This is a genomic window from Streptomyces sp. NBC_01445 (genome assembly GCF_035918235.1).
GTDB lineage: Bacteria > Actinomycetota > Actinomycetes > Streptomycetales > Streptomycetaceae > Streptomyces.
Map to the genome: position 1 here is coordinate 10,220,206 of NZ_CP109485.1, position 22,194 is coordinate 10,242,399.

Genomic DNA, 22,194 nt, shown 5'->3' on the forward strand with positions numbered 1-22,194 from the left:
CGCCGACTCCCCGAGGAGGAGCCCCAGTTCAAGGGTTACGACTGGTGGCTCCATAGAGGGCTCAGTCGGCTGGGGCCGAGCGCACCGGGCCCGATCCGCTCTGCGACCGCAGCCGTGTTCCACGGGCTGGAGACCCACGCGCCCGTGCGCCTCTGCCACGCGTAGAACTCGCTGCGCTCGTCGTGGTGGAAGAACAACATCGCGTACGACGGAACGACGATCCCCGCGGCCACACCACTCTCGACCAGCTTCAGTGCCTCGGTCCGCCGGGGGCGCTCAGGGCCTGGGTCCGTCACCGTGCCGAAGTCGACCAGCTCGGCGACGGAGCGCCACCCGCTGTGCTGGATGAAGCGACGCACCCCGGCCAGGGACGCGTACTGCGACAGCGTCTGGCTGGCCAGGCACGCGTAGGCCACTACCTCGGTGCCCGCAGGGGCATCGGCCGGAGGCGCCTCGATCAGGGTGCCGCTCACCGTTCTACGTCCGTGCAGCCAAGGTCCGTTGGGTGGACCGGGAGACGGCACCAAGCAGTGGTGCCGCCAGACGTGAAGCCCCAGTCGCCGTTCAGCTCCGAGACCACGAAGCCGACGAGGAACAGGCCGCGGCCGGACTCGTCAAGCAGACCAGCCCGCCGCGGCTGCGGAGTCTCCGCCTCGGTCTGGTCGTTGACCTCGATACGGATGAGACCGGGTGCAGGGGCCCAGCTTCGATAATCGACCGAGAGTCCCGTGCCGTAGAGGACCGCGTTGCTGACCAGTTCGGAGATCACGATCAAGGTCTGGTGAACCCGTTCCTCCGGCATCCGGCAGTCGTGGCGCAGCCATGCAGCGGCGATGCGTCGCACGGTGGCGACCTGCCCCGGGTGGCGCTCGACGGACATCGCGATCGGGGACGGCAGCGCGAGGGGCGACTCCATGGCGGGCTGTCGGACGCGGAACGCGTCGTGATCGCGCTCCTGCCCCGAGCCGGCCAGCCGTACCGCGCTTATGGCGCCAGTTCTGCCAGTGGAGGGGTGCATGTGGGGTGCTCCTGCTCGTCGGCGATCCTGCGGTGGTGGCGGCGACGAGGCGCCGCAGCAGTGATGCGTCACCCAGGTAACTGCGCAACTACGCCATATGGACAGGCAATTCAGACGACGGCCTTCCGACGTGGAACCGGAAATTTTTACCTTCGGAGGTGATCGGAGCGCCGTCCGCGCCTACCGTGGGTACATGACGGGGAACCCACTGCTGGCAGCTCGCATGGAACGCGCCGGGCTCAAGCAGGCCGAGTTAGCGGACAGCGTCAACCGTCGGATCGGTGCGCGGACCGGGAAGCTGGGGACGACCACCGACCGTCATGTCCGTAACTGGCTCACCGGAAGAACCCGGTGGCCGCATGCGAGACAACGGCTCGCGCTCGAAGAAGAATTCAGCGCCACGGCTCAGGAGTTGGGCTTCATCCCTCCTGCACCACGCAAGCGAGCACCATCGGAGGACCCAGTGCGGCGACGCACCTTTACCAACGGCGCAGCCTCCCTCACCGCCGGCGCCTTGATCCCCGCCCCGTCCAGGGGAACCAACCGCGTCGGCATGGCCGACGCCGACCGTCTCGAACGCAACTTCAGTGATCTCGTCCGACAGGACAACCAAGACGGCGCCGGGCTCAGGATGGAGACCCGCGCCCTCGCACACGCCCGGCACGCACTCGAACTACAGGACGTCGGGCGCGCCAGCGCTCGCGTACGAGCGCGCCTGTACTACCTCGCCGCCGCATTCACCGGCACAGCCCTGTGGGCTGCTGTCGAGGCTCAGGAGACCGAGCGCGCCAAGTTGCACTTGAATGAAGCCATGACCCTCGCCGGGATGGCCGGCAGCAGCGAGATGCAGATGCGCCTGTGGGGGCACGCCGCGCTGCTCTCCTTCCAGCAGCAGCACCTGCCCAAAGCCCAGGCCGCAGCGGAGGCCGGCCGCCGCACACATGTGTGCCGTCAGGACGCCCTCTTCCGCTCCTTAGCCAGCGCCCGGCTAGCCGGCATCCTGTCGGCCCTGGACGGCTGCAACTCTCACGCGCAACGTGCCTTGGCCAACGCCCACAAGGCATACCAGCAAGCCGACTTGAGTGACGAACGCCCCACATGGCTGTCCTTCTTCGACAAGGCAGAACTCAACGGCCTGTCCGCCTTGGTGATGGCCCGCCTTGGACGTTACGACGAGTCGGAGGCGTACCTCCACCAGACACTCACACAGCTCAGACCGGAGTATCGCCGCAACCGCACTTACTACAGCGTGCACCTAGCCCTGGCTCAACTCGCGCAGGGCGAAGTCGAGCAAGCCGTCGCCACCGCCAAACCTTTGCTCCCGACCCGAGGAGAGCCACCCCTGTCGGGTCGGACCAGCGGACTTCTGCGAAAGTTCGACCGCGGGCTCCACCGACTGGCCCCCGGAAACCCAAGCGCGGTCGAGTGGGCCGACCGCTACGCAGAAGGAGAACTGGAACAGTGACGGTCGACGTCAAGCACTACGTTGCCGAAGATCTTCCCGAGATCCGCCAGCACATACTCGACATCCACGTTGAGGTGCGACAGCGGGACTTCGGACTCACCGGCCCCTTCTACGATGTCGAGCGCTTCGACGCGCGGCTCACCGCCTACTCCTCCCGCCCCGGATGGACAGCGGTACTCGGGTTCGACGAAGGCGACCCCGTCGGCTTCTGCTTCGGCACCGCGCTCGCGCCGGACACCAAATGGTGGAACAACATGCTGACGGCTGTCGACCCAGCGGTGACAAAGGAGGACGGCAAGCGGACCGTCTCCCTCAACGAGATCGTGGTACGCAAGCCGTGGCGTGGCCGGTCCGTTGCGTGGCAGCTCCACGAAGCGTGGCTCGACCACCGTGCCGAAGAGAGGGTGACCCTCCTCGTGAATCCGCTCGCAGGCGACGGAGCCGTGCAGGCCGTGTACGAGGCATGGGGCTACCGGAAGGTTGGCGATCAGCAGCCCTTCCCCGACTCGCCCGTCTTCTCCGTCATGCTGCGGCCCACGGAGCAGGACTAGGCGCAATGCCGTTGCGTTACGGGCTTGCGGGTTGAGGTCTTGTGATGAGGACGGCTTGAGGTCCGGTGCGGGACGGCTGCGGCCAGGCACGGTATTCAGGTCGCTTGAGGTGGTAGTTGGACATCTTGCGTTTCACTACGCGGGGCTGGCTGCGGAGGCGTCTGATGGGCAGGAGCCGTTCCGTGAGTCCTGTTCGAGCATCACCAGCACTCTGACCAGGAGGTCAGGGGGAAAAGCTGCCCGGCGTGACGGTCACGCTGCGCCGGGCAGAGCGCAGGGTCTCGGTGAAGGAGATCCGGTCAGGGTCCAGGCCTCGAGTGGCTGCCGTTCTCGCCTGACGCGAACCATAGGGTCCCTTCCGCCCCATACCCGCCGGGAGGGACCCCGTGGCACAACCGCACACCACCCTCGACGTCATGGTCATCCTCGAACGCGACGGCGACCTCCTCCTCATCGAACGCGCCGGCACCGGCTACGACGACGGCCTCCTGTGCCTCCCCTCCGGCAAGGTCGACCCCGGCGAAAGCGTCCTCGACGCCGCCATCCGCGAAGCCCGCGAAGAGGTCGGAGTCCACATCACCCCCGCCTCCCTGCGCCCAGTTCACGTGATGCACTTCCGCAATCGCGAAGGACACAGTCGCATGGGCTGGTTCTTCGCCACAGCTGACTGGGAGGGAGAGCCGTACAACGCGGAACCCCACAAAAGCGCGGGCATCTCGTGGTGCCGCGCCGACCAACTCCCGGAGAACACGGTTCCGTACAACGCCCATGGGATCTTGCACTATCGAAAGGGTGAACCCTTCTCCGTCCATGGCTGGTCAACTACGTCATGACGAGGTCTTCCGAGGGCTGGTCGTGCCTCGCTGTGATCGGCGCGCTTGACGGCGGTGGACCGCCCACCCCGACGGCCGCCCGCACTTCCGACACCTCGAGGAGCTCCGTGCCCGACGAACTCGCCAGCGGCGCCGCGGCGGTCATCCGGCTGCGACCGGACTTCCGCCCCACCACCATCCTCTCCCGCACCGAGAAGTCCCTGCTCATCGCGGGAGAATGCGAGGACGGACCGGCCGTTGCAAAGCTTCTGACCAGCCGGGAACCGCTCTGGGCGGAGAAGTTCGGCGCGGAGATCGAGGCCTACCGATGCTTCACCGACACACCGCCGCCGGTGCGCGTCCCCGCCCTCATCGCCGCAGACGAGCAGCACCACGTGCTGCTGATCGAGCACGTCCCGGGCCGTCCCCCTGTCCCAGGCCGGGAGCGGTTTCCGTCGCAGGCACTGGACCCGGCACACGTCACCGCGATGATCGAGGCGATGACCGACCTTGCCCAGTGGCGGCCGCCCACCGACATCCTCGCCCGGACCCCCGACTACCACGGACGCCTTGACCGCGATCACCGCCAGGGCTTGACGACCCGGCAGGACCACCAGGCCCTGACTGACCTGCTCCACCAGGTTGGCACGGACCTGGTGCCGGGCCACGGCGACCCGCTGCCGACCAACTTCGTGTTCGGGCCCGACGGACGGACCACGGTGATCGACTGGGAGCACGCGGGACGCTACCTGCCAGGACACGACCTGGCAGTGCTCTGGACCGTCCTGGCCGCCACCGCTCAAGCCCGCACACAGATCGAGGAATTGGTAGCAGCCGGATCCTCATCCGCTCGTGCTGCCTTCACCTTGAATCGGGCAGTGCTGCTCGTGCGGGAACTCCGCAACCACCGAGCCGTTCCCCCCTCCACCTGGCGGGACGAGCGAGTGGAAGCGATCGATCGTGACTGGCAGGACATCCGAGAACTGCTCCACGCCCGGTGAATCCGAACTGACTGGGTTCTAAGACCGTGTCCTACATGGTGAGCGTGAGGAGTCGTTTGTAGCTGCAGAGGGCGGCGGCGAGTCCGAGAAAGGCCAGGTAGTTGGCGGGTTGGCGCTCAAAGCGGTGGTTGAGTCGGCGGTAGCCGGACAGCCAGGACATGGTCCGCTCGATAACCCACCTGCGGCGGCCCAGTCGTTCGCTGGACTCGACTCCTTTGCGGGCGATACGCACGCCTATGTGTTTGCCCCATAACCATCGCCGCAGGTGGGGGATGTCGTAAGCCTTGTCGGCGTGCAGGCGCGTGGGCTTGGATTCGGTCGCGTGGGAATCGTGTCCCATGTGGAAATGGGACAGCATCGGCTTCAGCGCGAGGCTGTCGTGGGTGTTCGCTGCGGAGATTCCCACGCGTAGGGGCAGTCCGTTCGCGTCCGACAAGACGTGCATCTTGGAACCGGGCTTACCCCGGTCCACGGGGCTCGGACCTGCAAGTTCGCCCCCTTTTTAGCCCGGACGTGGGCAGAGTCAAGGACTGCTCGTGAGAGGTCCACCAGGCCCTGCTCGTCCAGGCGTTGAAGAACTCTCTGGTGCAGCCGGCCCCAGACACCGGCACGGGACCAGATGACGAACCGGCGGTGCACGGTCGACTTCGACGCCCCGAAGCACGGCGGCAAGGCCCGCCAGGCGCAGCCGCTGACCAGGACATAGATGATCGCGGCGAAGACTGCCTCGTCATCGATGTTCGCTACGCCACCACCCTGCGGCCGCACCCGCGCCGCCGGCAGTAACGGCTCGGCGATCTCCCACAAACCATCCGGAACAATCCAGTCCCATTGCCCACTACCCATAGAGGGCGCCTACCCCAACTCGCCATGTAGGACACGGTCTAAGACCGTGTCCTATGTGGTGAGGCGGACGTACCGCTTGTAGCAGCAGATGGCTGCGGCGAGGCCGAGGAAGGCCAGGTAGTTGCGGGGGTGGCGTTCGTAGCGGTGGTTGAGGCGACGGTAGCCGGTCAACCAGGACATGGTGCGTTCGATGACCCATCGGCGGCGGCCGAGTCGTTCGCTGGACTCGATTCCCTTCCGCGCGATACGGACTCCAATGTGCTTGCCCCATAACCACTTTCGCAGGTGAGGGACGTCGTAGGCCTTGTCTGCGTGCAGACGCTGGGGCTTGAAGTGGCGGCCGCGATAGGGGTCGTGTCTCGTTTGGTGACCTGCGACAATGGACTTCAGCGCGAGGCTGTCGTGGGTGTTTGCCGCGGAGACGGCGACGACGAGGGGCAGTCCGTTCGCGTCCGACAAGACGTGCATCTTGGAACCCGGCTTGCCCCGGTCCACGGGACTCGGACCTGTGAGTTCGCCCCTTTTTTCGCCCTCACATGGGCGGAATCGAGGACCGCTCGGGAGAGGTCGAGCAGGCCGGCGTCGTCGAGGCGGTGCAGGATCTCCTCGTGCAGCCGGCCCCACACACCTGCCCGGGACCAGATCAGGAACCGGCGGTGGGCGGTCGACTTCGATATGCCGAAGCACGGCGGCAGAGCCCGCCAGGCGCAGCCGCTGACCAGGACGTAGATGATCGCCGCGAACAGCGTCTCATCAGGCGTGTCCTGTGTACCGCCGCCCTGCGGCCTCACTCTCGACGGCGGGATCAGCGGCTCCGCAATCTCCCACAGTCCGTCCGGAACAATCCAACTCCACGTACCCCGATGTAGTCGTGGGCCTTCTATGCCTGGCCGGTTCGTGACCTCGGCCATAACGGTCATGTCGGCCCGTTTGATGGGCGGATTAAAGACTGCCAGTGGAGGACTCGTAGGTGGCCCAGGCTGCAGGAATCCGTGGCCGACTGCCGGAGGAGTTCATTCGTGATCGCCCTCTCCGCGGCCAGTCGGCCACTGGCGTTTTCCTCGATGGGGAGGATGACCGTGGCGGCGGACCCACGGAGACAACGTCCAACTCGAGTGCAACCTCGCCAATCCGTGGTCTCGTTAGGCTGCGGTTACTCGAAAACAGCCGGAGGCGTAGGCTTTCTCCTGTGAGAGTTGGCGGCGTCGGCCAACATATACGCCCAGTATGAAACGCCTGCGCATGCCGTACCCAATGCATTCCCAGTGAAGTCGGATTTCCAGGAGTTCATCCGTCTCGATTTTTTCGCGATCCGAATAGGAAGGCGCGATTATGGCAGCAAGTGTGGATCCGGATCGCTCCGAGTGGGATGTCATCGTGCTGGGTGGTGCCGCGGCAGGCGAGAACGCGGCTCAATACGCCACACAGTTCTCGGGTTTGGACGCGGTGCTCGTGGAAGCTGAACTGCTGGGTGGCGAGTGCTCGTACTGGGCCTGCATGCCCAGCAAGGTCCTGCTGCGCCCCGCTGACGTCCTTGGAAACGCGCAGCATGTGCCCGGTGTCGCGTCGCTGTTGACTGATCACGTGTTGGACGTGCCGGCGACACTGGCCCGCCGGGACACCGTCGTGAACGGTCTCGACGACTCCTCGCAGATCGGGTGGGCACTCGGTGCCGGCATCGACGTGGTCCGCGGGTACGGGCGCCTCGACGGAGAGCGCTCGGTGGCGGTGGAGATGGCAGCGGGCGGCACCCGTGTGCTCACCGCGAGGCACGCGGTGGTGATCGACACAGGGTCCTGCACCACGGTGCCGCCGATCGAGGGCATGGCGCAGGTCCGGCCGTGGACCTCCCGCGATGTCACCAACCTGCACGAGGTGCCGCGCCGGGTCGTCGTCCTGGGCGGTGGAGTGGTCGCGTGCGAGGCGGCGACGTGGCTGCGGGCGCTGGGCGTGGCCGAATTGAGCGTTGTATACCGGCGCACCGAGCTGCTCCCGCGAGAGGAATCGTTTGCCGGGCGTATGGTCGGCGACCGGCTCAGGGATGCGGGGGTGCGGCTTCTTCCCGGAAGGTCGATCACCAAGGTGGGACGCGACGACTCGCGGGACACGGGAGTCGGGCTGCCTCATGGCGGAGAGGTAACCGTCTGGCTGGACGACGGCAGTACGCTCGTCGGCGACGAACTGGTGCTTGCCACCGGCCGCACTCCCAACACTCAGGACATCGGCCTGGAGTCGGTTGGATACCCCGACGGCGGTTTCCTCGAGGTGGACGACGAGCAAGCTGTACGGGCGGTGAGCGGGCATTGGCTGTATGCGGTCGGTGATGTCTGCGGACGCGCGTTGCTGACTCATATGGGCAAGTACCAGGCGCGGGTCGCCGGCGAGGTGATCGCTGCTCGTGCCACGGGGCACTCCGTGGCCGGCGCGCAGAGCGGTGCGCGGGGCGCTGCCGACGGGCATCGCGGCAACCCGCAGGTGACGTTCACCGACCCGGAGGTCGGATCAGCCGGTATGACCGAGCGGCAGGCCCGCGAAGCGGGAATCGACGTGGCAACGGTCGAGTACGACATGGCCGCCCTCGCCGGCACGTATGTGATGCGAGATGACTACCTCGGGCGCGCCAAACTCGTCATCGATCGGATGAGCGACACGGTTGTGGGCGCGACGTTCGTCGGTTCGGGAGTCGCGGATCTCGTCCACTCCGCCACGACGGCCATTGTCGCGAGGATCCCGCTTTCCGTGCTGTGGCATGTGGTGCCCAGCTACCCCACCGCCAGCGAGGTCTGGCTACGCCTGTTGGAGACGTACCGGGCTCAGAGCTATGCCTGATGCTCCAGTTGTAGATCGGGACCGTACTCGTTGCGCTGGTCGCTTCGGCAGACATGTGAGCTGCTCATGTGCCTGTCAGGGTCGCCATCGGGGTGCAGTCGCGTGCACCGCAGTTTCAGCTCCTCGCTTCCCGTTCGTGCGGAACGTCGCCGCGGCTGCCCTCGCACCCAGTACAGCCGTCTTCCGGGGGCGGTCGTGCTGCTGTCCGGGCAGGTGCCGCCGTTCCGGAGTGGGCGGTCCGGGCCGCGTCAGCTGTGGTTCAGGGACCACTCGACCTGGTCCTCGTACCAACGAGCGGCACTGACACCGTGCCCCGACGCAGCTTCGGCCTCGTGGTCCGCGTAGCGGCCGACTCGTTCGCTGCCGGTCACGGAGATGGCGGACACGTGCTGCGTGTGCTGCACGGGCACCGAAGTCGTGGCTGCCGACGCCGAGCCGCCGGCTCCGAGAAGGACTCCGCCGGCCAGTGCCGTGGAGGCGAGTGCGATCGAGACGCGCTTCGTCATGCTGCTCATGGTCATTTCCCTTACAAAACTGCCGCGGCTTCGCCGATCCGGCGGGCGCCGCTTCCATGTGAACCGAGATCCGGAAATCCCGGGTCAGTCGGCTTGCCGCAAGGTCATCCGGAGGGGTGCCTCCAGTCGGCGCGTCCGAGGTCCGCCGCGCCGCTTCCTCGCTGTGGCCAGGAGCGGGCGCGGCGGGCCTCCGATCAACCGTCAAAGGCGCAGGAAGACGTAGTTGCTCAGTTGGCGGTGAAGGTGGGGTAGTCGGTGTAGCCCTCGGTGTGACCGGCGTAGTAGGTGTCCCGGTCGCCGTCGGCCAGCGGGTGGCCCTGCGCGAAGCGCTCGACCAGGTCGGGGTTGGCGATGAAAGGCTCGGCGAAGGAGACCGCGTTGACGATCCTGTGGTCGAGGATCTCGTTGCCGAGGGCCTGGGTGAAGCCGAGGTTGGCGACGATGTTGCCCTGGTAGTGGGCGCGGTAGCGGGAGAAGAGGGCGATGCGCTCCTCGATGGTGCCGGGGGTGCCCAGGAGGTGCAGGTAGGCCAGGTTGCTGTCGTTGAGCTTCTTGAGCAGCTGGTCGTAGTCGGCGAGTGTCTCCTCGTCCGCGGTGAACGTGGTTCCGTTGTTCCAGCCCGGGGACATCTTGACGCTGATGCGGTCGCTGCCCCACACGTCACTGACGGCGTCGAGGATGTCGAGGAGGAACTGGGCCCGCTTCTCGCTGCTGCCTCCGTAGGCGTCGGTGCGCTGGTTGAGACGGGGGTTGAGGAACTGCGGGATCAAGTGGGATTGCTGGGCGTGGATTTCCACGCCGTCGAAGCCGGCGCGGCGGGCGTTCTCGGCCGCATGGCGGTAGTCGGCGATGGTGGCGGCGATCTCGGCGGCGGTGTAGGCGCGCGGGGTGACGGTGTCCTTCGGTCCGGAGGGGGTGAAGGACTTCTCGCCGGGGTTGATGGCCGAGGGTCCGGCGGGCAGGCGGCCGCCGAGGTGGTCGGGGTGGGAGGCCGTGCCGAGGTGGCCGAACTGGGAGACGATCCGCCCGCCGGCCTCGTGGACGGCTTCGGTGACCTTCGCCCAGCCGGCGGTCTGCGTGTCGGTGTAGATGCCGGGCGCGTTGATGAAGCCGATCGCGTCGGGGCTGACCCAGGTTCCCTCGGTGACGATCAGGCCGGCGCCGGCGCGCTGCGCGTAGTAGGTCGCGTGCAGGTCGGTGGGGGCCAGCTCGGCGTTCTGAGCGCGGGCGCGGGTCATGGGGGCCATGACGACGCTGTTGGGGAGCTCCAGCGCGCCGAGGCGGACGGGCTGCAGCAGGGGCTGGGTGGTGGTCATGAGCAACTTCCTTGTGCTGAGGGGTGGATGAGGAGGAGAGTGAGGAATGGGCGAGGGCCCGGCTCAGTCCTGTTTGAGGGCGTGGAGGCCGGAGAGTGGGCCACCGAGCTGCATGAGGCGTCCGCCCTCGCGCAAGGAGCCGAGGTCGACGGGGGCGAAGCCGAAGGCGGCGGTGAGGTCCTTGACAGTGGTCTTGGCGTCGGCGTCGTCACCGGCGAGGAACAGCACCTGGCGTCCGGCCTGGTGGCGCGGGTCGGCGGCGATGTACTGGCCGTAGAGGGTGTTGAAGGCCTTGACGACGCGGGCTCCGGGCAGCAGTGAGGCGACGTGTTCGCTGCCGGTCAGCTCGCCCAGGTCGGCGATCTTCATGGGCGGCGGCGGGGAGGCGAACTGGTTGGTGGCGTCGATGACGATGCGCCCGTCGAAGGGTGGCAGGCTGGCCACCGCGTCCGGGATCTGGGGCCAGCCGACTGCGAGCACGACGAGTTCCGCCGCGGCGGCTTCCTCCGGGGTGCAGGCGTGGGCGAGCGGTCCGAGTTCGTCGGCGAGGCCGGCCAGGGAGGCGGGGCCGCGGCTGTTGCTCAATACGACCTGGTGGCCGTGGGCCACGGCGTGGCGCGCGATGGCCTGGGCGACGGTTCCGGCGCCGAGGGTTCCGATCTTCATGGCAGTGCCCTTCGTGGGGTTCAGGGTGCGGGGCTGGTGAGCAGGACGGTTCCGCTCTTGCCGGGGCGGCGGACATGGTCGATGGCCTTCGCGAAGTCGGCGAGGTCGTAGCTGGCGGCGACCTCGAAGAGTTCCGGGGCGGTCGCGGCCAGACGGGCGGCGAAGGCGACGTCCTCGGCCCGTTCCTCAGGCGTGCGGGCGGCCATCCACTGGAAGATGGACGTGCCGCGCACGGTCAGGGCCCGCGGGGTCAGCGCGAGCAGCTCCAGCGGCGTGCTGCCGGAACCGAGCTGTCCGTAGGTGATCAGCGTGCCGCCGTCGGCGAGCAGCCCGGCCAGCTCACCGGTCAGGGATCCGCCCACCGCGTCCAGTACGACCTGGGCACCCCGGCCGCCGGTCGCGTCCTGGACCTGAGTGCGCCAGTGCGCGTCGGCCGTCGAGATGGTCGGCAGTCCGGGGAAGCGCTGCCGCAAGGTCTGCGCCCCCGTGGCGCTGCGTACCAGGTTGACCAGCGGGATGCCGTGCTTGAGTGCTGCGGCGCTGACCAGCTTTCCCACCGACGAACCGGCGGCCGTCTGCACCACCGGACCGGCCTGGCCGTGCTGGGCGTTCTCGACCGCCCGCAGCAAGGAGAGCAGGGTCAGCGGGTTGACCAACATCAAAGCCGCGGTCTCGTCGCTGAGGTCCTCGGGCACCGGCACCACAAGATGGGTCGGCGCCGTGACGAGTTCGCTCCACGCGCCCGGCACCGGGAAGAACGCCACCCGCTGACCGGGCCGCAGATCCTGCACACCCTCGCCGACGGTCTCGATGACGCCCATTCCCTCCACGCCGGGAATCCGTGGCGTGGCGAACCGCTGCCGCGGCCCACCCGGAAGGCCCACCACTCCCGCCAGGTCGCCGGGGTGGATCGGCCGGGACAGCACCCGCACCTGCACCTGCCCGGCCGCGGGCGCAGCAGGGGCCGGCCGCTCGCTCAGGCGTAGTACCTGCCCGGCTTCTCCGTGCTGGTCGTAGGCGATGGCACGCATGACTCTCCCCTTCCACGAACTATTGATGATGGGCATCATTGCAACTTCTGCTATGATGAGAGGCATCATTAAAAATGTCAAATCGAGAGCGACGCGAGAGGACGGCCATGCCGCGGATCACCAAGGAGGACAAGGCCCGCAACCGGCGGAACATTCTCGAAGCGGCGAGCCGCATGTTTCGCTCGCAGGGCATCGACGCGGTCGGCATCGCCGAGTTGATGAAGGAAGCCGGACTCACCCACGGCGGCTTCTACAACCACTTCGCCTCCAAGAACGACCTGGTCGTGGAGGTGTGCGGCGCCTCCTACGCCGCCTCGCTCGGGGGCCTGGCCCGGACGATCGAGGACGGTCCGGGCCAGGCCGGCTCTCCGCTGGAGCGGGTCGTGGCCGGGTATCTGTCCACCGCGCACCGTGACGCCCCGGACGGCGGCTGTCCCTCCGCCTCCCTGGTCACCGACGCCGGACGGCACAGCGAAGCCGTGCAGAGCGCGTACGCCGAAGGCGTCGAGGGTTACCTCACCGGCTTCGCCGCCGAGTTCCTGCGCGAAGCCGAGGAGAAGGGCCACGAGCTCGACCCGGCCGAGGCCCGCCACAGGGCCATCCGCCTGCTCAGCGAAATGGTCGGCGCGCTGATGCTCGCCCGCGCCGTATGCCACGTCGAGCCCGCGCTCTCCGACGAGATCCTGCAGACCGGCCGCAGCCACGCCCTCGACTGATGCGACTCAGGGCCGCTGCGGGACGTGGAGCTGAGGCGTTCGCGATAGACGGCCCCGCCCCGACAGGCGCAGGAATGGACACGCTCTCTACAAGGCTGATCGGCCCGACCTGGTTGAGGGCTTTACTCCTCCGCGCCGTCTTCGTCGAGCTCGATCGCGTCCGGGTCACGCAGCGGACGTAGGCCCTCGCACAGCACACAGGCGTTGAAGCTGTAGCGGCCCAGAACAAACAGGGTTTTTGCCAACGGCTGTAACGATGTTCCTCACGGCCGAGCTGGGCCCCTGAGCGCGGTTCACGGGATCCGATTGGGCCGCGGCTGCGTCGGCAGTGCTCTGACCGGGGAGCTGGGCTGCGACAGCGCACCGCGTAGTTGCCGGTTCTCCACGGTCAGTTGGTTGACGGCGCGGACGAGGTGATCGATGTCGGTCTGCAACTGCGACAGCTCCTTGGCGTCCTTGACGCGGAGTTCCTTCAGCGTGACGATCTGCTTGCGTAGACGGATCTCGGAGTCTGGCGTCTTACCGTGCGCCCTGACCTGCGCATAGAAATCGTTCTTGAGGTCCGGGTGCCGCTGGGTCAGCGCGTTGCGGGGTACGCCGGCTTCCTCGGCCAGGGCGACGATCGTCCATGCGCCGTTGGAGCGCAGTGGGGCCCCTTGCAGGATGCGGCCGATGGCCGCACGGATACGGTCGCGTTCGTCGGGTGCGGGGCTCATGCGGTGCTGTCCTGGAGTGTGGTCCGGGTTCGGTAGTGGGCGTCGGCAAGGTCGCGTAGGCGCCCGGCGTTGCTGCGCAGCCGCTCGCCCAGCGGGCCGGGGACCTGGGCTGCCCGCTGATCGAGCACGGTGGCACGGCGCCGGACACCGGCGGCGTGCTGATCGGTGCGGGCGATGTTCGCGCAGGTGGAAACGCACCGGTCGAGACTGGAGGTGTCCTTGGTGCCGCGGTGGCACAGGGCCTTGTCGCGCTTGTAGACACACATCAGCAGCGTGTTGGGATTGTCGTAGACGGCCAGTTGAGGGTTGGCGCGGATCTGGCGGGCTTGCCGGGCGGTGACGATGTTGCCGGTGTACTGCGGAGCGGTGGCGGCGGCCTTGATCGCTGTGCGGGCAGCGGGTCCGGAAATGCCGATGCCGTCCTTGAGGTCGGCGTTCAGGTCGGCGACGGTGTCGATGGTCGCGCGGGCCGTCTCGACGTCGAGGAGGTCGTGGATGCCGTCCCGGCTGCGCGCGGCGTAGCCGGCGGATACCGAAGTCCGCAGATGGCCATACTGAATTGCGAGAGCGACCAGCCCACCGGGCCGACGGGCGATATGCCACGCCAAGCTCCTGCGGAACCGCTCAGTACCGATCTTCCCGTGCGGATCAGACGGGATGACCTCATGGGCTAGCCCATGGGCAGTGGCCTCGTCGTTGGCCCAGGTGACGAAGTCCTCCACCCGGATACCCAGCGTGTGGACGGTGAGGGAGCCGGTGCCGGCGCGGGTGCCACGCAGGTCGTGGGCGTGGTGGTCGAACAGCAGGAAGCGGTCGGCCGGGGATGCGGCCGGTGGGGTTCATGTACGGGTGTGGGCCTGGCCGTGGTCGGCGTGGCGGGCGCTGGGGGCCGGAGTGCCTTCGTCTTGCGTGCGGTGGTCTTCCCGATGCGGGTGCGGAGCGCCGTAGGGGGCGCGATCCGGGATCCCGGTCGGCCGGGGTGCCTCTATGTCTTTCGTCAAGCGAGGCGTGGGGTTCTGGGTTCGTAGAAGGTGCCGTTGCGGAGCATCGCGAACAGCACGCTGATGCGGTGGCGGGCGAGGCGGAGGAGGGCCTGCGTGGGGGTCTTCCCTCGGGCCCGGGATTTGTCGTAGTAGGTGCGGGAGGCGGGATCGTGCAAGGCGGCAAACGCGGACAGGAACATCGCGCGCTTGAGCTGCCGGTTGCCGCTTTCGTGCCGGCCAGGGCGTTGGCGTCGTATGCGCGCATCCACGTTATGCAGACCTGCCGCCTGCGAACGGCCGGGCATTGCGCCCGGCCGGGCGGTAGTCGGACCTCTCACTCATCAGCGTCTCCAACGGCGCCTACCGGGCCCGGTGACCACCCCCCAGGTCATGCCTTCGACAGGGGGGAACAGCCATGCCGGGCCATAACGGGGGGGGCGGCCGTGCTGCTGTCCGGGCAGGTGCCGCCGTTCCGGAGTGGGCGGTCCGGGCCGCGTCAGCTGTGGTTCAGGGACCACTCGACCTGGTCCTCGTACCAACGAGCGGCACTGACACCGTGCCCCGACGCCGCAGCCTCGACCTGGTCCTCGTACCAACGAGCGGCACTGACACCGTGCCCTGACGCCGCAGCCTCGACCTGGTCCTCGTACCAACGAGCGGCACTGACACCGTGCCCTGACGCCGCAGCCTCGACCTGGTCCTCGTACCAACGAGCGGCACTGACACCGTGCCCCGACGCAGCTTCGGCCTCGTGGTCCGCGTAGCGGCCGACTCGTTCGCTGCCGGTCACGGAGATGGCGGACACGTGCTGCGTGTGCTGCACGGGCACCGAAGTCGTGGCTGCCGACGCCGAGCCGCCGGCTCCGAGAAGGACTCCGCCGGCCAGTGCCGTGGAGGCGAGTGCGATCGAGACGCGCTTCGTCATGCTGCTCATGGTCATTTCCCTTACAAAACTGCCGCGGCTTCGCCGATCCGGCGGGCGCCGCTTCCATGTGAACCGAGATCCGGAAATCCCGGGTCAGTCGGCTTGCCGCAAGGTCATCCGGAGGGGTGCCTCACATTCGGCTCTGCCACCGTACCCGAGGGGTGCCTCATGTTTGCGGTGAGGCTCATCACAGCACGTCAGAGGGGCGAGATTGCGATCGGAAACATCGCAACAATCCAATTGGAGGGGTGCCTCATGTTACTGTCGAGCCATGAGCCACCACGCCCCGTCCCTGAGCGAGTCACCGGCGAAACCTCTGCGCCGTGACGCGCAGCGCAACAGGGACGCGATCGTGGCCGCAGCCCGCACAGCCTTCTCCGAGCAGGGCCTCGGGGCGTCCCTGGAGGGCGTCGCCCGCGAGGCCGGTGTGGCGATCGGTACGCTCTACCGCCACTTCCCCACCCGTCTTGCCCTGGTCGAAACGCTTTTCAACGCGAAGTACACGGAGCTACTCGTCGCCGCGGAAGAAGCTGCGGCCATGGACGACGCCTGGGAGGGGTTCTGCCGCTCTATGGAGAAACTCTGCCAGCTGCAGGCCTGCGACCGTGCCTTCAACGACCTGGTCTCGGCACGGTTGCCCCTTCATGCGGCCGGCCGCGAGATGCATGACCGCACCAAGGAACTCTGCAGCCAGATCATGCGCAAGGCCCAGGAACAGGGTGTCCTGCGCGGCGACGTCACCGCGCAGGACATCGCTTTCGTGATCTGGTCCCAGGCCGGGATCATCCGGGCCACCCGCACCATCGCCCCCCAAGCCTGGCGCCGCCACCTCCACCTGATGCTCGACGCCTTCCGCACCGAGGGCGCCCACGAACTGCCCGAACCTCCCCTGACCAGCGAGCAGGTCGACCAGACCCTCACCACTCTCGAGTGCAACGAGGAGGACTGCCGCGAGCAGCGGGCCTGACCCGTGCTGTCACACGCCGCCCGCACCTCACGGGGTGAGCGCGTCTTCCGCGAGCACGTCTTCCGCATCGCCGGCCTCCCCCGGCGGACCCGGCGCGTTCACCGCGGGCCGTGAGCCGGCCGGCCGGCTGTTCGCCTGCGGGCCTCTCGGTGAGACGGGGCCGAGTCCGCCGGCCCCCTCCGAGGGCACGGGCCGTGGCAGGATGCCGACACGGTTCTGATCCGAAAGGGCGATGCCGCGTAGGCGTCCCACGGCCGTCCGCGTTGAGCGGTAGCAGCCGCCCAGGCACATGCCGGTCGGTCGACTCCCGGGTGTATCGGCTCGGACTCGGACGGCGGTACGCCGTGTTGAGGCCCAGCACCTCCGGCCGGACGCGGTTGCCAATGCCCTCAGCCGGTTCGAGTGGGCATTCAAGCAGCCGGGACGACAACTGACCGGCCCCGGCGAGAGAGAGTCCCGGCATCGAGATCGAGGACGGCCGGCACCGGGCCAGTTCCCGTGAGGTGGATCACAGCCGGATGAGGCGCAGCAGGACTACGGCACCCGCTCCGCACCCACCGCTCGCGCAGTTATCGGGGGCACGCCGTACGCAGCAGTTCACGGATCAATTCGGCTTTGGTCCAGCCGAATCCCGGTCGCCAGGCGGCACCCTCAGTGAGTCTGCTCCTCGGACGACGGCGCTACGAATGCTCAGCGATTCCCAGCGTGTCGTTGGGGCGCCGCACTCAGCGCTAGGACGCCGCCGAGGAGCTGCCAGGGATATGGGCAGGATGACGCGTGGCGTGGCGGGGCTGTCAGTTCACGGGCGGGGCAGGACGGCGAGGGCAGTGTCGGCTATGTCCGTCAGCGTCTCTTCGTTCGCTCCGGCCTTGCCCAGTGCTTCAATGCCGCGCAGTACGGCGAGCACCAGCGCGGCCAGCTTTCCCGGATCCGCGTCCGCGGCAATATCGCCGTTGCGCTGGCAGGCCGCGATGTCGCCCTCCAGTAGCGCGCGCAGCGCCTCGATGGTCGAGTGCGCCCGCTTGGCCACCGTCTTGTCGTGTTCGGCTAGCTCGGCGGCGCCCTTGGCCAGCAGGCATCCGCGGTGGGCGGTGTCTGCGGCGGTGGCCGCCGCCACCGCGTGAACGTGGTCGGACAGCCGCGCGTAGGCGTCCGCGTCGTGGCCGCGCAGCTGCAGGCCCACAGCGTCGACGACGGAGCCGCAGTAGTCGTCGAACACGCGGTGGAACAGCTCCTGCTTTCCGCCGAACGCGCCGTACAGGCTGCCTTTGCCGAGCCCCGTTGCCTCGGCGATGTCTTCCATGCGCGTGGCGGCGTACCCGCCCGCCCAGAACCGCTCCCGGGCGGTGTCCAGTACCTGCTGCTCGTCGAATTTCCGAGGTCGTGCCATGGGGACAAGCCTACGCGTTCTTGACTGGTTCGTCCATAACGGTTAGTGTTGTGGACGAACCAGTCAAGAACTGAGGAGTGGGCGCGTCATGACGGATGTACTCGCGGGCAAGGTGGCGGTGGTCACGGGGGCCAACAGCGGCATCGGGCTCGCCATCGCCAGGCGGTTCGCCGAGGAAGGGGCACGGGTGTTTCTCACCGGCCGCCGCCAGGAGCCGCTCGACGCGGCCGTCGCCGAGATCGGCCCGGCGGCCACCGGAGTGAGGGCCGACGTGTCGGTGCAGGCGGACCTCGATCACCTCTACTCGGTCGTGCGCGAGGAGGCGGGGCGCATCGACGTGCTGGTCGCCAACGCCGGCAGCGCTGTTCCCGAGCGTCTCGGCGAGATCACCGAGGAAGCCATCGACGCCACCTTCGGCACGAACGTGAAGGGCACGATCTTCACCGTGCAGAAGGCGCTGCCTCTGCTGTCGGAGGGCGCCTCGATCGTAGTGACAGGATCGACCAGCACCCTCCGCCCCGGACCGGGCCTGGAAATCTACGGCGCGTCGAAGGCAGCAGTACGCAACCTGGTGCGCAGCTGGGCGCTCAGCGCGCGGGACCGGAAGTTCCGGGTGAACGTGCTGAGCCCCGGCCCGACCGAGACCCCGGGACTGGTCGGCGCCGTAGGCCCGGACCTCCGCCGGCTCGCCTCGGAGGTGCCGCTCGGCAGGATCGGCCGCCCGGACGAGATCGCCGCCGTGGCGACGTTCCTGGCCTCGGACGCCTCCAGCTTCGTCAACGGCGTCGACTGGTTTGTCGACGGAGGCCAGGCCCAGGTCTGACCGCGCCCCCTCATCCGCAGGGTATACCTCGCACCCGGCTCGCCGGGCAGCTCTGCCCTCGGGCCTGGCCGCTTGCCAGCGTTCCCGTGCTGACCAGGTGGGAGGATTGGCGGCCGCACTCGGTGCGGCCCGACCGTGGGCGGGGCGTCGCGGCCCCAGCGGCCTTGCCTACGGCGAACGCCGGCCCGAGACCGGCTCGACGGGCGGTCCCGGCAACGCGAGCGGGATCTTCCTCTTGGGGCGCCCGGGACCCGGCCGCCCGCGGGGGCGGCCACCGTAGGTGGACCCGGCGGCACCTGCAGAGGCAGCCACCGGGCAAGGCGGCACAGCGAACATGGCCGACCGGGGAATACCAGCGCGAGAGCGCACTGCAGACCCCACCCCCTACCAACAGTCATGTGAAACGACATTGACGTCGCATGTTCTCCAGAAAGGTTTTGATCATGACTACCCGAGACGTCGTCGAGAAATTCTTCGGCTTGCTGGTAGGTGGAGACCCGGACAAAATCGCAGAGGTATTCGCCGACGACATCGACTGGTACGTTCCCGGGTCGGGGTCGCTGCCCTGGACCGGGCCGCGCACCAAGCGCAGCGAGGTAGCCGACTATTTCAGGACGCTGGGGGCGAACATCGTGCCCGAGAAGAACGTTGATGATATTGAGGCGCTCCTCGTCGACGGTGACCACGCGGTCATGCTGGGACGGTTCACCCGAGTCGCGAAGGGCACCGGTCGGACGTTCATGACGCCCATCGCAATGCACCTTCAGGTGGCAGGCGGCAAGATCGTCAAGCTGCATCTATATGAGGACACCCTCGCGGTAGCCAAGGCATACGCCGAGTGAGCGGCCTCGGTCGTACGGGGATGAGCGCGGGGCGTGCGCCTGGGCGCGCGTGAATTCGGTGCGGCGGGTAGCGTGAAGGCGCGAGGCGCTCAGCGATCGCCCGGCACATGGTGCGCCTTCCCCGGGTACCGCCTCGACTTACCGACCAATCGAGTTGACGGCACCGCTGGCCTCATGCGGGCTGACGCCCACGTTCTCCGGATGAGTCAGACCGCATGGGGCTGCGGCACTTCGCGTCGATTCGATCGAGAGGGGCATGCGATGCCTTTCATCACCACCAGGGACAATACCGAGATCTTCTACAAGGACTGGGGTACCGGACAGCCCGTGGTCTTCAGCCATGGCTGGCCGCTGAACGCCGACGCCTGGGACCCCCAGGCCCAATTGATGGCCGACAACGGATTCCGCGCCATCGCCCACGACCGCCGCGGCCACGGGCGCTCCGGGCAGACCTGGAACGGCAACGACCTGGACACCTACGCCGATGACCTGGCGCAGCTGATCGAAGCCCTCGACCTGCGTGATGTCATTCTTGTCGGGCACTCCACCGGGGGTGGCGAGGTTACGCGCTATGTCGGCCGCCACGGCAGCGGCCGGGTCGCCAAAGCGGTCCTGCTCAGCGCGATTCCGCCGCTGATGCTCAAGACAGATTCCAACCCTGAGGGGCTGCCGCGGGAGGTGTTCGACGAGATCCGCAAGGGCGTGGCGACCGACCGTTCGCAGTTCTACCAGGACCTGAGTGCCCCCTTCTACGGCGCGAACCGCGAGGGTCACCAGGTGTCTCAGGGTACGCGTGACGCGTTCTGGCTGTGGTCGCTGCAGGTGGGGATCAAGGGTTCCTACGACTGCATCAAGGCATTCTCGGAGACCGATCTGACTGAGGACCTGCAGCGCTTCGACTTCCCTACGCTCATCGCGCACGGTGACGACGACCAGATCGTGCCCATCGTCGCGGCCGGTGAGAAGTCCTCGAAGATCGTCAAGGACAACACGTTCAAGGTGTACCCTGGGGCCCCGCACGGCCTGTCAATGGTCGCTCCGTTCAAGGACGTCTTCGACGCCGACTTGCTGGCCTTCGCCCGCGGCTGAACGTACGAGACCCCGGGCGCCAGCCGGGCCCCAGATGACACCGTGAGCGCAGGCCCGCCGCGGGTGTCGTGTGCGGTGCCGGACGGCGGCCGGGGTCCCGTTCAGGGGCGCGGTGGAATCCCGGTCTGACGCCCAGTAGCCCCACGATTGCCGCTGTTTCGACGGACATTGACACCAAGCGTCCGATGCAGGGGTGGAAGTCGGCGGTAGCCGTCGAGCCACCGATGCTGTACGCGGCGGCCCGCACAGCGCGCCGGGTGAGGATCTGGGCGCTCAGCAGGGGCCGCCCAGATGACCAGGAATCGCAGATCGGCAAGGAATCCCGCGGCGCCGCGGAGAAGTGCGTCACTAATGATTGGGTGCGGTCCGCGCTCTCACGGAATCCAGCACAGTGCTGGGCGGCCAACTCGACCTCGCGGTAGGAAGCCACGACTCGCGCGATCCCATTTATCGGTTCTGCCGCGTTGCCCTCCCTGCAGGTCAGGTCTAGCGTGAGGAAGGTGGCAACCGGCGCCATCTGCCGCGAGGCACCACGCCGCCGAGGGAAAATGGTTCCCGAGCCTCCACGGCGACCGTCCTGACCATGGTCGTGTCTAGCCAGGTTTTATACGGGCGGATTTGACGCGGTTCTGCGCCCACGGGCGCCCGGAGGTCGATGTGCTTCCCACGCGACACAAGACAGCAACGATCAAGGGCCAAGAAGTCTTCTACCGCGAGGCCGGACCCAGCGACGCACCGGTCGTGCTGCTGCTGCACGGATTCCCGAGCAGCTCGCACATGTTCCGCCATCTTGCCCCCGCGCTGGCCGATGACTATCACGTGATTGCCACCGACCACATCGGATATGGCCACTCCGCCATGCCCAAGGTGGACGCATTCGACTACACCTTCGACAACCTCGCCGGCATCACCGCCGGACTGCTCAACCACCTAGGCATGAACCGCTTCGCCATGTATGTGCACGACTACGGAGCACCGATCGGCTGGCGCCTTGCGCTCGACCCTTCCTTCGACGTCAGCGCGATCATCTCGCAGAGCGGCAACGCCTACATGGAAGGCTTCGTCAAGCCCTTCTGGGACGATCTGTTCGCGTACGCCACCAATCCAGGCCGCGACACGGAGCCGGGCGCGCGGGCCAAGTTCAGCCCGAGTACGACCCGTTGGCAGTACGAGAACGGCGCCACCGACACCAGCCTGGTCAGCCCCGACACCTGGACTCTCGATCAGCTCCTGCTGGAGCGGCCGGGCAACGACGAGATCCAGCTGGCGCTGTTCCGCGACTACCCGACGAACATCGAGGGGTACCCGAAGCTGCAGGAGTACTTCCGTACCAGCCAGGTGCCCCTGCTCGCGGTATGGGGCCAGGGGGACGAGATCTTCGGGCCGGACGGCGCGCGGACGTTCTCCCGTGACCTGCCAGAGGCGGAAGTCCACCTGCTGCCTGCCGGACACTTCGCCCTGGAGACGCACCTGGACGCCATCAGCGGATACATCCACGGGTTCCTCGGACGCGTCCTGACCTGAAGCGTGTCGAGACCCGCACACCTCCCGCCGATCTCCGGCCAAATGTGATGTGTGCATGACGGATAGAATGTGCTGATCACGGCCCGGTTCAGGCGGCCGATGCCGGGCTGGCCGTCGCAGGCTCTTTCGGCGTCAGGCAGTTGATACCACGGGCTTCCCAGTCGGAGCG

At 67.7% G+C, this 22,194-nt stretch carries 24 protein-coding genes and 1 pseudogene; 11 read left to right on the top strand and 14 right to left on the bottom strand.

Annotation, left to right across the window (positions count from 1 at the left end; genetic code table 11):
- Positions 1-35: 35 nt before the first annotated feature.
- Positions 36-473, bottom strand: coding sequence for a hypothetical protein (locus OG574_RS46930; RefSeq protein WP_326778288.1), 438 nt, complete (start codon positions 471-473; stop codon positions 36-38).
- Positions 470-1,018, bottom strand: coding sequence for an ATP-binding protein (locus OG574_RS46935; protein WP_326778289.1), 549 nt, complete (start codon positions 1,016-1,018; stop codon positions 470-472). The genes OG574_RS46930 and OG574_RS46935 overlap by 4 nt, the downstream gene beginning before the upstream one ends.
- Positions 1,019-1,211: 193 nt before the next feature.
- On the opposite strand from OG574_RS46935, the gene OG574_RS46940 reads away from it, so the two are divergent.
- From OG574_RS46940 to OG574_RS46955, 4 genes are all read left to right on the top strand, one after another.
- Positions 1,212-2,483 carry a hypothetical protein gene (locus OG574_RS46940; RefSeq protein WP_326778290.1) on the top strand — a complete coding sequence of 424 codons (1,272 nt, stop codon included), beginning with the start codon at positions 1,212-1,214 and terminating at the stop codon, positions 2,481-2,483.
- On the top strand, positions 2,480-3,034 hold the full coding sequence (locus OG574_RS46945) for an N-acetyltransferase (protein WP_326778291.1): 555 nt from the start codon (positions 2,480-2,482) through the stop codon (positions 3,032-3,034). Before OG574_RS46940 ends, OG574_RS46945 begins: the two co-directional genes overlap by 4 nt.
- Positions 3,035-3,420: 386 nt before the next feature.
- Complete coding sequence (locus tag OG574_RS46950; protein ID WP_326778292.1) at positions 3,421-3,867, top strand: NUDIX hydrolase; 447 nt, start codon at positions 3,421-3,423, stop codon at positions 3,865-3,867.
- A 107-nt stretch (positions 3,868-3,974) separates the two neighbouring features.
- Positions 3,975-4,847: an aminoglycoside phosphotransferase family protein gene (locus OG574_RS46955; protein WP_326778293.1), complete on the top strand. Its 873-nt coding sequence runs from the start codon at positions 3,975-3,977 to the stop codon at positions 4,845-4,847.
- 31 nt (positions 4,848-4,878) lie between these two features.
- On the opposite strand, the gene OG574_RS46960 is transcribed toward OG574_RS46955, so the two are convergent.
- Together OG574_RS46960 and OG574_RS46965 are read right to left on the bottom strand one after the other, a co-directional pair.
- Positions 4,879-5,693, bottom strand: a protein-coding gene (locus tag OG574_RS46960; protein ID WP_326778247.1) for an IS5 family transposase whose coding sequence is annotated in 2 segments (ribosomal slippage) — positions 4,879-5,351 and positions 5,351-5,693 — 816 coding nt in all. Because the reading frame shifts where the segments join, the coding sequence is not laid out codon by codon here.
- A 51-nt stretch (positions 5,694-5,744) separates the two neighbouring features.
- Positions 5,745-6,604 (bottom strand): IS5 family transposase gene (locus OG574_RS46965; protein ID WP_326778842.1). Its coding sequence is split into 2 segments (ribosomal slippage): positions 5,745-6,214 and positions 6,214-6,604, totalling 861 coding nucleotides; the frame shifts between segments, so codons are not numbered across the junction.
- A gap of 421 nt (positions 6,605-7,025) precedes the next feature.
- Between OG574_RS46965 and OG574_RS46970 the strand changes: the two genes are divergently transcribed.
- Positions 7,026-8,522 carry a dihydrolipoyl dehydrogenase family protein gene (locus OG574_RS46970; protein ID WP_326778294.1) on the top strand — a complete coding sequence of 499 codons (1,497 nt, stop codon included), beginning with the start codon at positions 7,026-7,028 and terminating at the stop codon, positions 8,520-8,522.
- A 248-nt stretch (positions 8,523-8,770) separates the two neighbouring features.
- Here the strand turns inward: OG574_RS46970 and OG574_RS46975 are convergent, their stop codons facing one another.
- From OG574_RS46975 to OG574_RS46990, 4 genes are all read right to left on the bottom strand, one after another.
- Complete coding sequence (locus OG574_RS46975; RefSeq protein WP_326778295.1) at positions 8,771-9,037, bottom strand: hypothetical protein; 267 nt, start codon at positions 9,035-9,037, stop codon at positions 8,771-8,773.
- Between the two features lie 227 nt (positions 9,038-9,264).
- Positions 9,265-10,353 (bottom strand): alkene reductase, encoded by a 1,089-nt coding sequence (locus tag OG574_RS46980; protein ID WP_326778296.1) that lies wholly within the window; start codon positions 10,351-10,353, stop codon positions 9,265-9,267.
- A gap of 63 nt (positions 10,354-10,416) precedes the next feature.
- Positions 10,417-11,019: an NADPH-dependent F420 reductase gene (locus OG574_RS46985; RefSeq protein WP_326778297.1), complete on the bottom strand. Its 603-nt coding sequence runs from the start codon at positions 11,017-11,019 to the stop codon at positions 10,417-10,419.
- Positions 11,020-11,039: 20 nt separating this feature from the next.
- Positions 11,040-12,050, bottom strand: a complete 1,011-nt coding sequence (locus tag OG574_RS46990) for an alcohol dehydrogenase catalytic domain-containing protein (RefSeq protein ID WP_326778298.1) — start codon at positions 12,048-12,050, stop codon at positions 11,040-11,042.
- A gap of 107 nt (positions 12,051-12,157) precedes the next feature.
- On the opposite strand from OG574_RS46990, the gene OG574_RS46995 reads away from it, so the two are divergent.
- Positions 12,158-12,766 (top strand): TetR/AcrR family transcriptional regulator, encoded by a 609-nt coding sequence (locus OG574_RS46995; RefSeq protein ID WP_326778299.1) that lies wholly within the window; start codon positions 12,158-12,160, stop codon positions 12,764-12,766.
- 122 nt (positions 12,767-12,888) lie between these two features.
- Here OG574_RS46995 and OG574_RS47000 read toward each other — a convergent pair whose 3' ends face one another.
- The 5 genes and pseudogenes from OG574_RS47000 to OG574_RS47020 form a co-directional block, all read right to left on the bottom strand.
- Entirely contained in the window at positions 12,889-13,011 is a 123-nt protein-coding gene (locus tag OG574_RS47000; RefSeq protein WP_326778300.1) for a hypothetical protein, read from the bottom strand.
- A gap of 48 nt (positions 13,012-13,059) precedes the next feature.
- A complete protein-coding gene (locus tag OG574_RS47005; protein WP_326778301.1) occupies positions 13,060-13,482 on the bottom strand; it encodes a hypothetical protein in 423 nt (140 codons plus the stop codon).
- Complete coding sequence (locus tag OG574_RS47010) at positions 13,479-14,090, bottom strand: hypothetical protein (protein ID WP_326778302.1); 612 nt, start codon at positions 14,088-14,090, stop codon at positions 13,479-13,481. Before OG574_RS47010 ends, OG574_RS47005 begins: the two co-directional genes overlap by 4 nt.
- A gap of 389 nt (positions 14,091-14,479) precedes the next feature.
- Positions 14,480-14,695, bottom strand: a pseudogene (locus tag OG574_RS47015) (IS110 family transposase); the annotation flags it as partial.
- 266 nt (positions 14,696-14,961) lie between these two features.
- Complete coding sequence (locus OG574_RS47020; protein ID WP_326778303.1) at positions 14,962-15,399, bottom strand: hypothetical protein; 438 nt, start codon at positions 15,397-15,399, stop codon at positions 14,962-14,964.
- Positions 15,400-15,661: 262 nt separating this feature from the next.
- On the opposite strand from OG574_RS47020, the gene OG574_RS47025 reads away from it, so the two are divergent.
- Positions 15,662-16,357 (top strand): TetR/AcrR family transcriptional regulator, encoded by a 696-nt coding sequence (locus OG574_RS47025; protein ID WP_326778304.1) that lies wholly within the window; start codon positions 15,662-15,664, stop codon positions 16,355-16,357.
- A 799-nt stretch (positions 16,358-17,156) separates the two neighbouring features.
- Here OG574_RS47025 and OG574_RS47030 read toward each other — a convergent pair.
- On the bottom strand, positions 17,157-17,747 hold the full coding sequence (locus OG574_RS47030) for a TetR/AcrR family transcriptional regulator (RefSeq protein WP_326778305.1): 591 nt from the start codon (positions 17,745-17,747) through the stop codon (positions 17,157-17,159).
- An 88-nt stretch (positions 17,748-17,835) separates the two neighbouring features.
- Between OG574_RS47030 and OG574_RS47035 the strand changes: the two genes are divergently transcribed.
- From OG574_RS47035 to OG574_RS47050, 4 genes are all read left to right on the top strand, one after another.
- Positions 17,836-18,570 (top strand): SDR family NAD(P)-dependent oxidoreductase, encoded by a 735-nt coding sequence (locus OG574_RS47035; RefSeq protein ID WP_326778306.1) that lies wholly within the window; start codon positions 17,836-17,838, stop codon positions 18,568-18,570.
- A 443-nt stretch (positions 18,571-19,013) separates the two neighbouring features.
- On the top strand, positions 19,014-19,412 hold the full coding sequence (locus tag OG574_RS47040) for a nuclear transport factor 2 family protein (RefSeq protein WP_326778307.1): 399 nt from the start codon (positions 19,014-19,016) through the stop codon (positions 19,410-19,412).
- 261 nt (positions 19,413-19,673) lie between these two features.
- A complete protein-coding gene (locus OG574_RS47045) occupies positions 19,674-20,501 on the top strand; it encodes an alpha/beta fold hydrolase (RefSeq protein ID WP_326778843.1) in 828 nt (275 codons plus the stop codon).
- 657 nt (positions 20,502-21,158) lie between these two features.
- Entirely contained in the window at positions 21,159-22,025 is an 867-nt protein-coding gene (locus tag OG574_RS47050) for an alpha/beta fold hydrolase (RefSeq protein ID WP_326778308.1), read from the top strand.
- Positions 22,026-22,194: the final 169 nt, after the last annotated feature.

What these genes read in the sequence shown, in the direction of transcription:
- OG574_RS47035 (WP_326778306.1), top strand. Translation starts at nt 17,836, where the DNA reads ATGACGGATGTACTCGCGGGCAAGGTGGCGGTGGTCACGGGGGCCAAC.
- OG574_RS47040 (WP_326778307.1), top strand. Translation starts at nt 19,014, where the DNA reads ATGACTACCCGAGACGTCGTCGAGAAATTCTTCGGCTTGCTGGTAGGT.
- OG574_RS47045 (WP_326778843.1), top strand. Translation starts at nt 19,674, where the DNA reads ATGCCTTTCATCACCACCAGGGACAATACCGAGATCTTCTACAAGGAC.
- OG574_RS46975 (WP_326778295.1), bottom strand. Translation starts at nt 9,037, where the DNA reads ATGAGCAGCATGACGAAGCGCGTCTCGATCGCACTCGCCTCCACGGCA.
- OG574_RS47030 (WP_326778305.1), bottom strand. Translation starts at nt 17,747, where the DNA reads ATGGCACGACCTCGGAAATTCGACGAGCAGCAGGTACTGGACACCGCC.
- OG574_RS46985 (WP_326778297.1), bottom strand. Translation starts at nt 11,019, where the DNA reads ATGAAGATCGGAACCCTCGGCGCCGGAACCGTCGCCCAGGCCATCGCG.
- OG574_RS46990 (WP_326778298.1), bottom strand. Translation starts at nt 12,050, where the DNA reads ATGCGTGCCATCGCCTACGACCAGCACGGAGAAGCCGGGCAGGTACTA.
- OG574_RS46935 (WP_326778289.1), bottom strand. Translation starts at nt 1,018, where the DNA reads ATGCACCCCTCCACTGGCAGAACTGGCGCCATAAGCGCGGTACGGCTG.
- OG574_RS47005 (WP_326778301.1), bottom strand. Translation starts at nt 13,482, where the DNA reads ATGAGCCCCGCACCCGACGAACGCGACCGTATCCGTGCGGCCATCGGC.
- OG574_RS46980 (WP_326778296.1), bottom strand. Translation starts at nt 10,353, where the DNA reads ATGACCACCACCCAGCCCCTGCTGCAGCCCGTCCGCCTCGGCGCGCTG.
- OG574_RS47020 (WP_326778303.1), bottom strand. Translation starts at nt 15,399, where the DNA reads ATGAGCAGCATGACGAAGCGCGTCTCGATCGCACTCGCCTCCACGGCA.
- OG574_RS47025 (WP_326778304.1), top strand. Translation starts at nt 15,662, where the DNA reads ATGAGCCACCACGCCCCGTCCCTGAGCGAGTCACCGGCGAAACCTCTG.
- OG574_RS46940 (WP_326778290.1), top strand. Translation starts at nt 1,212, where the DNA reads ATGACGGGGAACCCACTGCTGGCAGCTCGCATGGAACGCGCCGGGCTC.
- OG574_RS46995 (WP_326778299.1), top strand. Translation starts at nt 12,158, where the DNA reads ATGCCGCGGATCACCAAGGAGGACAAGGCCCGCAACCGGCGGAACATT.
- OG574_RS46970 (WP_326778294.1), top strand. Translation starts at nt 7,026, where the DNA reads ATGGCAGCAAGTGTGGATCCGGATCGCTCCGAGTGGGATGTCATCGTG.